Source organism: Virgibacillus sp. AGTR (genome assembly GCF_016919725.2).
In the GTDB taxonomy this organism is placed as follows: domain Bacteria; phylum Bacillota; class Bacilli; order Bacillales; family Amphibacillaceae; genus Virgibacillus; species Virgibacillus salarius.
In genome coordinates this window covers 1-12,922 of record NZ_JAJERH010000048.1, presented here as the reverse complement: position 1 = coordinate 12,922, position 12,922 = coordinate 1, and the positions used below count along the sequence as shown (strand labels likewise).

The following is a 12,922-nucleotide window of genomic DNA, read 5'->3' as shown; positions in this document are numbered from 1 at the left end:
GATTTAAGATGGATTATTATTTAGTATGTCTTTTTCTAATTGTAGCAACTCATACTTAAACGTTAACCCTCCTCTATAACCAGTGCTTTTACCATTTTTTCTTACAACACGATGACAAGGTATCATAATTAATATTGGATTTGTAGCAATCGCGGAAGCTACAGCTCTGTATGAGTTGGGTTTGCCTAATCTTCTGGCAACATCTGAATAACTCACTGTTTCACCAAATGGTATACATTTTAAAATTTCCCAAACCTGCTGTTGAAATAGGCTACCGCGTAGATCAAAATTTACAGTAAATTCTTTTCTTCGACCAGTAAAAAAATCCTTTAATTGTAATTTGTAATTCCTCAATTTATCCTCATCATTTATCAATGTAGAATGATTGAAAACTTTGGTAGCCCAATCTTGGAAATCTGTACCTGTTTCATACGGGGATCCAACATAAGCTATTCCATGATCTGTACTAGCGATGATTCCTTTTGCATTTTTTAAATACCAATAACTCCAATAGACTCGACACATTACAGTTTTTTCCTTTCATTATTAATGTAAAACAAAGTGTATGCTATTCATTATTTTTATACAAGTAATTTTGAATGTAAAAGCAAGAAATCAAAAGTACAGTTACAGACAATTATGCTATCGTTATAAGAAAATATAGATAAAGGAGTTTTAGCGTGACAGTTTATAAACAACTTCTATCTCTTCCTGAAGACTTCTCTTTTAGGATTAACTTGGATTATTTAAAAAGTACAGAGGATGGTTTATTCCGTACCGATCAAGAAAGCATAACACGCTTTATCGTTTTAGATGGCAATCTTTTTTTTATAAAGATATATGTCAGTAATAACAATAGACTGGTTATAGAAACTGAAGATGTCAGTCAATCTTACACGAAACAGTTTGAGCGACAAATAATGCTTTACATCCGAGATTGGTTCGATTTAGATATTCATTTAGAACCATTTTATACCATTGCAAAACAGGATGAATATCTTAAAATGCCTATATCAAAATTTTATGGATTAAGAAATATAGGAATACCGGACATTTTTGAAGCCTTTGTCTGGGCCATTTTAGGGCAGCAAATAAATTTGAGCTTCGCTTCTACACTAAAAGATAGATTTATTAAAAATTATGGAAAAAGACTAATTCATAATGGAGAGGACTATTGGCTATTTCCTTCCCCTCGTCTAATAGCTTCATTAAGTATGGATGAATTGTTTAAGATTGGTATGTCTCGAAGAAAATGTGAATATATACGTGGTATAGCACGGCTGATTGCCAATAACCAGATATCAAGAGAAAAATTAGTTCAACTATCTGACATAAATTTAGCAGTAAAGCAACTAACTGCAATAAAAGGAATTGGTCCATGGACTGCAAACTATGTATTACTAAGGTGTGTGCGATATCCCAATGCATTTCCTATAAATGATGTTGGACTTCATAATGCATTAAAGTTAGCTGGGTCATTAGATAGGAAACCTTCGATAGATGAGATTAAACAAATAGCTTCTGCTTGGGAAGGATATGAATCTTACGCAACGTTTTTTCTATGGAGATTAGTATATTAAAGTGTTTCTACTGTACAATAGAATTAACAAAAAATACTGCCCCAAAAGGTTCATTCAGATACAAGAAAACGGAATAACCAAGACCCCAAATGGAAGAACCATCGTAAATTCGTGCAACAGTGATTTATTTGCTAAGAAGCTAAACTGTTGTCGTTGAAAGATAGGATATTCCAGTTCCTTTAAATAGAAATTTATCTTTTGGGACAGTTCCTCATCATTTAATACTTTCTATGAAATTTTTATGAAATACTTCGACATATTTGTTGACGATCTGAATGGGTATGATTAGCTCGATCTTATCAGAAAAAAAAGAGAATGAATGAATATTCATATTATAATATAGGATATATCTATGAAGATCTTTATTTTTGTTTAAGCTGTGACCAATGATGGTTACTTTTCCTCTTTTATCATCCATGACATTTGTTGTTAAGCAAATTATACTACCTGGTGGTAAGCTTCTATTCGTTATTGTTCCAGCAATTACAGTTCCTTGAGAACTCGATAATTTTTTGATTTTAATTGGTATGTTGCTTTTTTTAGCCCATTTAATTGCTTCCGGATGGATAACCTTTCCACCACTTGCAGCTATTTTCAAGGCCTGGTCATAGTTAAGTGTTTTTAGGGTTTGAGCAGAATTTATTATTTGGGGATCTGTAGTCATTATCCCAGGCACATCTGTATAAATATCTAATTGGCAAGCTTGGAAGGTTTGAGCTATCGCCGCAGCCGTGACATCGCTCCCTCCCCTGCTTAGTAATGTTGTGTCACCAGTATAAGTGTACCCCTGGAAGCCAGCTATTATAGGAATAATTCCCTGATTAATTAGTTCTTCCATGTTTCTTTTGTCTATAGATATGATTTCCGCATCTAAATAGTCGTTAGATGTCACTATTCCAGCACTCGCACCTGTCAATGCGGATGATTTTAAACCCCGATGGTTTAAATACGAGCTCAGTACGATGCTTGATATGATTTCCCCACAAGAAGAAATTAATGCTGTTTCTCTTGGTGATAACTCATTCTGTTTAATATATCTTAGTAAAGTATCCGTTGCATATGGATCACCTAATCGCCCAATTGCAGATACAACTAGAATTAATTTATATCCTTTCTCTTGTTCTTTCGTAATAACTTCAGCAATATTTCTTCGGTCTTCCATGGTTTTCAAAGAATTACCACCAAATTTAAGAACTTTTATCTTTTTCATGATCCTCTCCTGGTTTTAATATTCAATGCGTAAAAAAATTCTTTTTCATTTCCAACTTCGTCACAAGTACTGATGTCATAAATTGTATCCCATAACAAATTCGAACTACTTGCGCCTAAATTTCTCATTAATTTTTTGGAGAAGGTCGGCATAATTGGATAAGAAAAAACAGATAAAGCCTTTAATAGATAAGTGACATTAGCTACCTGTTGCGTGTATAAAAAATCGTCTTTTGCTTTCATTGGTAAAACCTTTTCCTCTAAATAATCAATAATTGAACTCATATAGTCCTCTAATTCAAAGGAAGCTTTTCGTAGACTAAATTGTTCCAAATCATAGAATTTTTCTAGATTCTTTTTTGTTCTTTGTATTAAGCTAGAGCTTTGATAATGTATTGCAGCGTTTTTGGGTATGATTCCCTTAAAATCATGATTAATCATTTCTATATATCTATTTATTGTGTCTTCCCATTTTTTAGTGAATTTATCATTAGTCTGTAAAAAATCATCGAAAGAAAAGTTAGTTTGCATATGCTCCGGATTAGTTAAGGATAAATAAAACCTAAGATTATCTGATGGAACATCCTTTAAGAGTTCTCCTCCCCATATTGCATGTCCTTTACTTGTAGAGAACTTCTCTTTATCTAGTAAATAAAAGTAATTCGTAATGATGTGCTCAGGTAATAACTCATCCTTTTCGATAGCAAATGCGCTTGCAACATGTAGTACGGAATTAAAAAAACTGTTATCAAATCCGAGGAATTGTACAAGCGTCTGTTTATGTTTGTTCTCTCTGCGAATACCATATTGATGTAGATAATGTGAATCAATACTTTCTAATATCCCAGGGTACATTTCAAACCATACATTTATTACTTGGTCTTTAAATCCCTCGATTGGAACGGGTATTCCCCAATTCGAAGGATAGGTTACTGGATAGTCCGGAATATCTTTTGCTATTATCTGTTTACAAAATTCTATTAGCTGAGGTCTCCAAGTTGTTCTTGATGAATAAAAATGATTCAACTTATCTTTATAATCGTTAATAGGGAAAAATAGACCCGTATATTGTTTAATTGTTGGAATAGATTTACAAATTGTGCAGAAGGGCTGCTCCAAATTAATAGGGTCGTTAATTTGACCACAAGCTTCGCATAAATTACCAGATGAATCACTTTTACAATAGGGACACTTTCCTTTTACAAATGACTCATATAAATTCAACTTACATTTGTCGCAGTATAATATATCTTTCGTTTTCTTTTTTAATTTCCCTTTATTATATAATTCTAGGAAAAATGTTAATACATAATTAATATGTTTGTTATTACCCAATGGATTCTTGTATAAATCCACATCGATGTTTGCCGATTTTAATGTAGATCTAACAATATTATTATTCTTCTCTACCATTTCTTCTGGATCGATTTTCTTATTATTAGCTGTTGTCGCTACATAGCTCTGGTGATCATCACCATAAGTAATATACGCAACGTTATTACCTGTTATTTTTTTGAAGCGGGTGTAAACATCCGCCGCAAGATAGGGGCCAGCTAAATGCCCGATATGAAGGTCGCCATTAGGTGTCGGCGGTGTTGCCGTAACATATATTTCACTCATCATAAAACCTCCTCATTTTAATGTTTCCAATGGTTATTTTCTAACTGATATTGTTCAATTCCAACAGCTCCCCACCAAACAGCTAAGAATTTTAGAGGTTTACCTCCAGTATTATGAAGCGAATGGACAGAAAAAGGCTCGAAATAAATAACATCTTCTTGATATACCTTTTCCGTTTCCCCATCTACATTAATAACCCCTTCACCTTCTAAAATAATAAAAGATTCTTCTTCATCATGATTGTGAGGCTCTGTTGTCTCACCAGGTTGTACAATTATAATTCCTGAACCAAATGGTGATTTTCGGGTTTTGTCCCACGGATATATTCTTCTTAATAAAGAGCCGTACTCATATTTATAGTCATCACGATGGTGCCTTTGGATATTTACTCCTTTTTTCTTTGTTCTTTTTAACGCTCTTTCTAGATAACGATCAACAATTTCCTTTGGATAATGTTGATTTAAAGAAGCCTTTACACCTTCATAGTAGCTTAGCGATGGCTCTCTTCGTTCTTCGATAATTTTTGGCACCATTATATAGGCTTTTACTTTTTTATCAGCAAGATAAATTTCTACTTCTTTCAACATATAACCATAATCATTTTTTCTAAGAAGACTAATTTGATTTTCATTGATTTCGAAAGCTATTCCTAATACTTCCCCTCCATCTTTTTGTATTACCGTTGAGGTCCCCCCATTAAAATCTGGATGGAATCCTGTAAATGTGTATATATGCTCCTTTAATATTGCTTTAGAATAGCTATTCCATTTGCCTAAGTCCTTCTTTGCTGTCTCCAGGTTACAAGTTAATCCAAAAGAAAATAAATATGGCATTATCGATCACTCCCGTTTAATTTTATAAAATCTCCAGCTTTCATTTCATAAACATCCCACTCAAATTCTAGCAAGTCTCCTTTTGGCGAAAATGAAACTTCTTCTAATCCTTCAACTACAACTCCATTTTTAAGGCTATTTATGAAGCGTTTACAACCGTGTTTCTTTAATAGTGATATGTTATTTAATAGAATCTTAGTTGCAATATAGCTTGTGACGGAGTAAGCAGCTGGCTTTAAAGATGCGATTTCTTTATATTTATTTTCAAAATTCTTATAATTAATTCCACAAAGGTCCTTCTTAGTAGAAATAGTAAAGAGTTTTAATCCATCATGTTTACTAGTCAGATATGGAAAATCAGCTACAAATATATCATCACCAAATATAACCGTACCTGTAAAATTTGCTTTCGCTAATTTCTCAGTTAATAACAATGCACCTTCGTACGTACCTGCAAACAATAAAGTATCTCTATCATCTATTTCTAATACAATATTGTCATTAATTAATATCGACGTTTTCAAGCTTAGTCCTTTCTCTAAAATTGATTTTCTTAGTAATTTTGATAGTTGATTTCCGTAACTATTTTCTTGGTATACTATTTTTAAACTAGTATTAGCTGTTAATTTATCTGCTAGATGAACCATTTCATAAGCCATCTCTTCATCTCTTCCACAAACTCTAAGAATATTATCAAAGCCTTGTTCCGTAAGCAATGGATGTGAAGTACCTGGGGCTAAGAAAGGAATGCCTATATCAGAGTAAATAGTCGCAGCTACAAGCGATTGGTTTGCGCTTAAGTGACCAATTACTGCTTCAGCCCCTCTATTTACGAGTTGATTTGCAGCCTTAAATGTAGAATCTTTATCAAAAGAACTTTTCTCCCAAAGTACCTCAATATCATAAAGCCTATCTTTCTTCTTGAGATATTCATTAACAGCAATTGCTACACCTGTATACAATTCTCTGGTATGACCGCTTAAATTCGCACTTATGCCTATTCTAAAAAGCTTATTTTTGTTATTGGAAGTTTTGGGTAACATGTCATCTAATGTTTTTATTGGATCAACAGATTTAACTACTGCTTTTTCACTCATAAGCTTCACGCGCCTTTTTGTATGCTAGTTGATCTCTACGAATATGATCAGGGTTTAGCTTTTTCCCAACTGCAAGATAATAACTAAGTAACTGCATTGGTAAAACATATAGTAATGGCACTAATAATTCATGACAGCTCGGTAAATTAAATACATAATCCGCATTAGTTATATCATTTTTTTCAGAAGTAAATAGTAGCGATGTACTGCCAATTAATTTACTAGCTTTAAACAGATCAGACACCCTTTCTTTCATATTCGGGTTACTAGCGGTTACAATAATTGCTGTATCTTTATTACACATAACTAACGGTCCATGGAATAGCTGTTCCACATCCATACTAGTTGTTGGAGTATAGTGAACCTCACCGAACTTTAATGTAGTTTCATGAGCAACTCCGATTGTATTTTCATTCCCACATACCACAAAGAAATCACTTTTTAAGTCATCTGCTAATTCCTTCATTTCATTTTTGCGATTCAATACATTAGTAAATAGAGAAGGTAATTGAATAGCTACTGAATTAACTATGTCATTAATTGCAAGATCTCCCATTTCTCTTGCTAGCTTCCCCATCAGTATGAGCATTAAAAAAGTACTTAAGGTATAGGTGATTGTATGTGCAAGAGATTTATCGTCTTTATAGCCATAAGTCAGTACAAAATCTGATATATCTGCACATCTACTTGCTGTATCACCTGTAACTACTACCGTCTTGCAGTTATTTTTATTAGCTAAAAAAATACAATCGAATGTAGCTTTTGTATCTCCCGAATGAGAAAAGGCGATTACTACATCCTCTTCATTAAGGGAGTAATTAGGAGACATTAATTCAAACGCAGGTACAGATCTAAATTTATTTTTCTCTTTAAACATTATTTGACTTATGCTAAAACTAGACAAGGCTACATGATAGGATGTTCCGCATCCTATCAGAAAAATTCTCTTACTCTTTTTTAAAGTATCTAATAAACTTCCGTGATTTTGAAATTTTAATGATAAAAACAGTTTCTTTAAATATTCAGGCTGTAACATAATTTCTTCATACATATAATAAGGATGACTATTCCTCGATTCCATATAAAACTTCCCCCTTCTTTATAAATTACATATATTTATACATGCTTTCTGTTTGGAAATAGGTGTACTTTTTTTCATTCTCAAATCGATTTATCCTGTAATACTTTAGCTCATTTGTTTTTGTGTTATATAAAATTTCTTTAGCTATAGCTTCACCTACTGCGGGAGCTATTTTATATCCCCCTCCACCAAAACCAACGGATAAATACAGCCCTTCATATTCAGTAGGACCAATAAGAGGATATTGATCGGGAGTATAGCTATCAAAACCAATACGTCCACCCAAAACTTTGGCCTTCTGCAGAATAGGGAACCTTTTAGAAGCTCTATCAATTGCTTCGAGTGCTTCTTCATTTTGAATTTTCCTCTTAAAATGAATATCGCTAATATCACACTCAGAGGATTTTATTCCTATTAGAATTCGGCCGTCAGGGAATGGGCGCATATACGTGTCTGAAGTATCATCTATATAGGAATGTGATAAGACTTTATCTGTATCAGTATGTGCAAAAACAACTCCTAAGCGCTTGGTATAGATAGGTAAGTCAATACCAAGATTTTTGGTTAGCTTTCCCCCCCAGTAATTGGATGCGATTATCACACGTTTAGCGAATATCTGAGATAAATTTGTTTGAACACCAACAACTTTATTTTTATTTACTACGATATCTTGAACCTCTGTACCTTCCATTAAATGAAGCCCTTGCTTTAGACCTTCATTAATAAATGCTAAGCTAGTTTTTGCTGGATTACCATATCCACCAAGAGGTTCATAGGAGACAGCACCTATATTCTCGACATTTATAAACCGTTCTTCTAAATTGTATTCATTTGGTGAATAAACTTTAATCGGTAATCCTAAATTGACCATATTTTGAACATTGATCTTTAAATTTTCAACATATTGAGGACCTACCATTAATGAGAAACCTATTGGATGATAACCAAAATCCATTTGTTTGGCTGCTGTAAGCTCCTTATACAATTGTAAGCTTCTAAAAGAAAGATATTGATTAGCATTGTTCGTATGGTGTACTCTTAGTAATCCACCAGATATACTTGTTGCCCCATCCCCTGGCGGTTTTCCTTTTTCACATAGCAAGACATTAAATTTTTTTGATTTAGTAAGAAAGTAAGCAATACTGGCCCCGATTACTCCGCCTCCAACAATAATCACATCGTAGTTCATTTTCATCTATCTCCCTAAACTATCTTTTATTGCTAAAGTAAAAATAGTTAACGCTTTTTCGAGTTCAGTCTTTTTTATTGTAAGTGGAGGTATCCATCTGATTACTTGATTATAAGGACCACAGGTTAGTAATATTAATCCTCGTGAGAGACAATTTTGCCTTACCTTTTCGGCTATTACCGTACCAGGATTTCCATTGTCATCAACGAATTCACATCCAATCATCAATCCTTTACCACGGACATCAACGATGATAGGATATTCCTTTTTTATTACTTGTAATTCTGCTAACAAGAAGTCTCCCATTTCCTTAGCATTACTTACTAACTCTTCGTCTTCTAACACGTTGATCGTCTCAATAGCTGCTGCCATAGAGATAGGATTAGGTCCATAAGTTCCACCATGTGAACCTGGAATCCATTTATCCATTATTTCCTTATTGGCTGCTATCCCACTTAGCGGAAGACCTGATGCAATACCTTTAGCAATCACAAGAATATCTGGTACTATATTGAAATGTTTAAACGCAAAGTATTCGCCTGTTCTTCCAAAGCCCGTTTGAATTTCATCAAAAATTAATAATATATTGTTCTTATTACAAATATCCCTAATACCGTTAATAAAGCTCTCTGGTGGCGTTACATACCCACCTTCTCCTAATATCGGCTCAATAATCATAGCCGCTGTTTCATCTGGCGAAGTTTGAGTATTTAATAAATGCTCAAGTTCAGCTAAACAATATCTTGTTCTTTCTTCACTGTCTTCCTCTCTGTATTGTCTAGAGTATGGATGCGGACTAACAAATACACCAGACATAAGAGGCTGATATCCCGATCGATATACAGATTTAGCGGTTGTTAAAGATAATGCTCCTATTGAACGCCCATGATATCCCCCCTGAAAGCAGATAATATTTGGTTTTTTAGTAGCGTGACGTGCTAATTTAATGGCACCTTCTACTGCTTCACTTCCACTATTTGAAAAGAAGAAACAGTTTAGTTTTTCCGGTATAATTTTCTGTAGATCATTTGTTAACCGGTCCAACATAGAGTTATACAAGATTGTTGTTTGACCATGTAGTAGTTTTTCACTTTGTTCCTTTATAGCCTTTACTACTCTAGGATGGCAATGTCCCGTGTTTGTAACCCCAATACCTGATGTACAATCAATAAATTTTCTACCTGATTGATCATAGATATGCACACCTTCTCCATAATCCACATCAATATTCGTAAACAATGGCCAAACTCGAGAAACTTTATCCGAATGTTGTTTTACCTTCAAGACAATACACCATCTTTCATAGAGGTAATATTGTTCATTGAATCAAGTATTCTTTGAGCCTTCGTCGCCATCATAGTGAATGATGCTGCATCCCCTATCCCATGAGTTTTCTCTGTTAAACCATTCAAATAAATGTTAGCCTTTACATTTGATTTTGTGTCTACTTTATAGTTTTCAGAGACTTTTAAACTATTATTCTTGTTATAATTAAAGTAGTTTTTCATTGGTTGAAGTACTTCTGGAAATTCTTCCTCAAAAAATCCAGTACAAAGGATAATGTAATCCGTATTTATTGAATCTTCTTGTTTGTTATATATATCTTTAATATTTAGTAAATAATCTTTTTGAGTATTAGCCACATCTACTATCTCTTTACAGCGATGTAATTCTATTTGTTCTGTTCCTCTAATTTTATCTTCATACATCTTCCAATATAGTGCTTCACTAACATCATCATCTACAGCTGAATAATTTGTATGTTTGATCTGCTCGAATAGTTTATCTCGTTCGTTTTGGTTCAATGAGTAAAAGTAATTCGTAAACTCAGGAAAAAATACTTCATTTGTAAAATGGCCTAACTCATATAGCCGGAATCCGGTATGCCTAACAATAGAATTTATTTTTGAATTTGGAAATTTATTAGCTAGATATAGAATTATTTCAACAGAGTTTTGCCCCGAACCAATAACTGTAAAAGTAGGATTGTCATCTTTATTAATACTTTGTACGGAACTTCTGAATTTACTTGCGTGAAAAACTTTGTCACTTACTTTATCTTTAAATTGGCTTGGAATATAAGGTTTTCTACCTGAATTTAAAATAAGATTCGTAGTGTGAAAAACATTGTGTTCTTTGCTTACATTATTAACTGTATGCACTTCAAGACCTTCAATATCATCATTTACTACTATCGGCTTTACAGACTTAACTTCTTCGTTATAATGTGCTTTGTCATCTATTTGTTTGGAAACCCATTGAACATAATCAGACCATTCTGTTCGACTTGGGCGACCTAATAACCCAAAAGAAAACAATCTTCCTTTCTCATATAAATAGTTTGAAAAGGTATATTGACTTCTTGGATTTCTAGGTGTAGCAAAATCACGTAAAAAATGGTGCTGAATATCTGTACCAGGTAGTAACATTTCCGGCATCCATGCCGAATCATTGTTTTTTTCAAGAAATACTCTTTTATATACACTCTTATTATTGATATCTTCCATATCTCTTATTGCAGTTTCTAAAGCAATTCCTGCAGGACCAAACCCTACACCAACGACATCATAAAATTTTCTGTACATTTTTTTCCTCCTTGGTCATTAATTGATAATATTTTCTATAAATGGATGGGCTAAGTCCAACTTCCTTTTTAAAGATCTGAGAGAAATAAGATAAATTTGTGTAACCAATGGACATACAGACATCTGTAACTAATTGACCATTTTCTAGCATATCTTTTGCTTTTGCGATTCTTAACTTAATTAAATAGTCTTTAAAACCAATTCCCATAGACTCTCTAAAAAATCTAGAGAAATAGGCTGTATTTAAAAATAGATGATCAGCTACACTTTTTAAATTGAGGTTGCTATTCTGTAGGTTATTTTCAATATAAAGCAATGCTTCTATTAATTTTTCATTGTTAACGTGGGTAAGTTCATTGAAGTCTATTTGTACATTGATAATGTTAAAAATCAATTCGAATATATCTTCTTTTGGTACCGTATTTACTCTTATTAATGGAATATGAAGTTTCTCAAATTCTTCTATTAACATTTGTCCATCACTGATTAAATTGTTTCCTTCGATAATTATTAGCATCTTATATCTCTCTAGATTTTTCTTTTCAAGGGTTTTCAAATCTCTGATTAATACAACTTTTAATTTTTTTAGTAGAAATACTTCTCTGTCATCAAGTATTTTTTTTGCATCGTATAATAAAATACATTTTACCCCCAAGTTGCCTCCTCCTTTATATCTAACACCTCCATAATATATTAGTATTACTTAAGATATGTTGGAGTAACCGCCCATGAGTTAATAGTATCGGAGTAAAAGTTACAATGCTTTGGTTTTTTTTACTAATATTTTAGTTTTTTCTACATATTTGAAATATTTGTAGAAAATAGTATTGATTCAATATACGATTAAAAAAATTGGAGGGATGCATGATGAATTCAAAACACTATCGAATCAAGTTGAAAGGGGAATTTAATTTTTCGATGATAGACGAAGTATTTGAAGTAATAAAGCTACCATTTATAAGTATTAATTCGGTGAATAAATATCAATTAGAAGGAGAAGAAAATTTATTTTTTCTAAGAATAGAACTTCAATGTAAAGCAGATAAGCGTATTAAATATATAGAAGAGTCTTTATTAAGAATCGGAAATAATTATGCTAGTGACATAAGTATGGAAGAAGTAACTAAAAAGAATATGGCTATATTTGTTTCAAAGGATAACCATTGCTTGAGAGAAATCTTATGGAGGTGGTCTGATGGAGAGCTTTCATGTAACATACCACTTGTAATTAGTGATTACGATATCCATAAAGAACTAGTTGAATCTTATGGAATACCATTTTTAAAGTTAAGATTAACGAAGACCAATGAGGAGAATGATAGCATAGCATCGAGCATACTTATGGAAAATAATATTGATTTTATAGTACTTGCCAGGTACATGCAAGTACTATCTCCTCGTTTTGTTCATAAATTCGATAAGAAAATTATTAATATACATCATTCTTTGTTACCTGCATTTATTGGCGCTAACACTTATAGAAGAGCATTTGAACGTGGAGTTAAGGTGATTGGTGCTACGGCTCATTATGTTACTGAAAAATTAGATGAAGGTCCAATACTAGCACAACAGGCCATTCATTTAACGGATGGGTTAACTTTAAGTGATTACAAACAGTACGGAAAAAGTATCGAATCGGATACTTTACTTCAAGCAATTAAATGGCATATTGAGGATAAAATTTTTATTTATCGCAATAAAGCACTCGTACTAAAATAATTTGATACT

Annotated in this window: 12 protein-coding genes; 2 read left to right on the top strand and 10 right to left on the bottom strand. The window is 32.9% G+C overall.

The genetic code is table 11. The features are described from left to right. Positions 1-3 precede the first annotated feature (3 nt). Positions 4-525: a methylated-DNA--[protein]-cysteine S-methyltransferase gene (locus JUJ52_RS15790; RefSeq protein WP_121604752.1), complete on the bottom strand. Its 522-nt coding sequence runs from the start codon at positions 523-525 to the stop codon at positions 4-6. Positions 526-680: 155 nt separating this feature from the next. Here JUJ52_RS15790 and JUJ52_RS15785 point away from each other — a divergent pair, with 155 nt between their 5' ends. Next, positions 681-1,580 (top strand): DNA-3-methyladenine glycosylase 2, encoded by a 900-nt coding sequence (locus JUJ52_RS15785; protein WP_121604751.1) that lies wholly within the window; start codon positions 681-683, stop codon positions 1,578-1,580. A gap of 214 nt (positions 1,581-1,794) precedes the next feature. Here JUJ52_RS15785 and JUJ52_RS15780 read toward each other — a convergent pair whose 3' ends face one another. Genes JUJ52_RS15780 through JUJ52_RS15740 form a run of 9 tightly spaced genes read right to left on the bottom strand, consistent with a single transcriptional unit; the run spans position 1,795 to position 11,849 of the window. Continuing rightward, positions 1,795-2,790 (bottom strand): aspartate kinase, encoded by a 996-nt coding sequence (locus JUJ52_RS15780; RefSeq protein ID WP_205389685.1) that lies wholly within the window; start codon positions 2,788-2,790, stop codon positions 1,795-1,797. Continuing rightward, complete coding sequence (locus tag JUJ52_RS15775; protein ID WP_162986378.1) at positions 2,787-4,409, bottom strand: class I tRNA ligase family protein; 1,623 nt, start codon at positions 4,407-4,409, stop codon at positions 2,787-2,789. The genes JUJ52_RS15780 and JUJ52_RS15775 overlap by 4 nt, the downstream gene beginning before the upstream one ends. A 17-nt stretch (positions 4,410-4,426) precedes the next feature. Continuing rightward, positions 4,427-5,242 carry a cupin domain-containing protein gene (locus JUJ52_RS15770; RefSeq protein ID WP_051388458.1) on the bottom strand — a complete coding sequence of 272 codons (816 nt, stop codon included), beginning with the start codon at positions 5,240-5,242 and terminating at the stop codon, positions 4,427-4,429. Beyond that, positions 5,242-6,339: an ABC transporter substrate-binding protein gene (locus JUJ52_RS15765; RefSeq protein WP_205389684.1), complete on the bottom strand. Its 1,098-nt coding sequence runs from the start codon at positions 6,337-6,339 to the stop codon at positions 5,242-5,244. Before JUJ52_RS15765 ends, JUJ52_RS15770 begins: the two co-directional genes overlap by 1 nt. Beyond that, the gene (locus JUJ52_RS15760; protein ID WP_205389683.1) at positions 6,332-7,420 is read right to left on the bottom strand and encodes an SIS domain-containing protein; all 1,089 of its coding nucleotides are present in this window, start codon (positions 7,418-7,420) and stop codon (positions 6,332-6,334) included. The genes JUJ52_RS15765 and JUJ52_RS15760 overlap by 8 nt, the downstream gene beginning before the upstream one ends. A 25-nt stretch (positions 7,421-7,445) precedes the next feature. Beyond that, a complete protein-coding gene (locus tag JUJ52_RS15755) occupies positions 7,446-8,609 on the bottom strand; it encodes an NAD(P)/FAD-dependent oxidoreductase (protein ID WP_161629296.1) in 1,164 nt (387 codons plus the stop codon). Between the two features lie 6 nt (positions 8,610-8,615). Beyond that, entirely contained in the window at positions 8,616-9,893 is a 1,278-nt protein-coding gene (locus JUJ52_RS15750) for an aspartate aminotransferase family protein (RefSeq protein ID WP_226983628.1), read from the bottom strand. Next, positions 9,890-11,194, bottom strand: a complete 1,305-nt coding sequence (locus JUJ52_RS15745) for a SidA/IucD/PvdA family monooxygenase (protein ID WP_205389682.1) — start codon at positions 11,192-11,194, stop codon at positions 9,890-9,892. Before JUJ52_RS15745 ends, JUJ52_RS15750 begins: the two co-directional genes overlap by 4 nt. After that, a complete protein-coding gene (locus JUJ52_RS15740) occupies positions 11,175-11,849 on the bottom strand; it encodes a helix-turn-helix transcriptional regulator (RefSeq protein ID WP_205389681.1) in 675 nt (224 codons plus the stop codon). Before JUJ52_RS15740 ends, JUJ52_RS15745 begins: the two co-directional genes overlap by 20 nt. A gap of 212 nt (positions 11,850-12,061) precedes the next feature. Here JUJ52_RS15740 and JUJ52_RS15735 point away from each other — a divergent pair, with 212 nt between their 5' ends. Further along, positions 12,062-12,913, top strand: coding sequence for a formyltetrahydrofolate deformylase (locus tag JUJ52_RS15735; RefSeq protein WP_228089030.1), 852 nt, complete (start codon positions 12,062-12,064; stop codon positions 12,911-12,913). Positions 12,914-12,922 lie beyond the last annotated feature (9 nt).

Coding starts and splice junctions, on each gene's coding strand:
- JUJ52_RS15760 (WP_205389683.1), bottom strand. CDS start 7,420: ATGGAATCGAGGAATAGTCATCCTTATTATATGTATGAAGAAATTATG.
- JUJ52_RS15735 (WP_228089030.1), top strand. CDS start 12,062: ATGAATTCAAAACACTATCGAATCAAGTTGAAAGGGGAATTTAATTTT.
- JUJ52_RS15765 (WP_205389684.1), bottom strand. CDS start 6,339: ATGAGTGAAAAAGCAGTAGTTAAATCTGTTGATCCAATAAAAACATTA.
- JUJ52_RS15775 (WP_162986378.1), bottom strand. CDS start 4,409: ATGAGTGAAATATATGTTACGGCAACACCGCCGACACCTAATGGCGAC.
- JUJ52_RS15770 (WP_051388458.1), bottom strand. CDS start 5,242: ATGCCATATTTATTTTCTTTTGGATTAACTTGTAACCTGGAGACAGCA.
- JUJ52_RS15790 (WP_121604752.1), bottom strand. CDS start 525: ATGTGTCGAGTCTATTGGAGTTATTGGTATTTAAAAAATGCAAAAGGA.
- JUJ52_RS15780 (WP_205389685.1), bottom strand. CDS start 2,790: ATGAAAAAGATAAAAGTTCTTAAATTTGGTGGTAATTCTTTGAAAACC.
- JUJ52_RS15745 (WP_205389682.1), bottom strand. CDS start 11,194: ATGTACAGAAAATTTTATGATGTCGTTGGTGTAGGGTTTGGTCCTGCA.
- JUJ52_RS15755 (WP_161629296.1), bottom strand. CDS start 8,609: ATGAACTACGATGTGATTATTGTTGGAGGCGGAGTAATCGGGGCCAGT.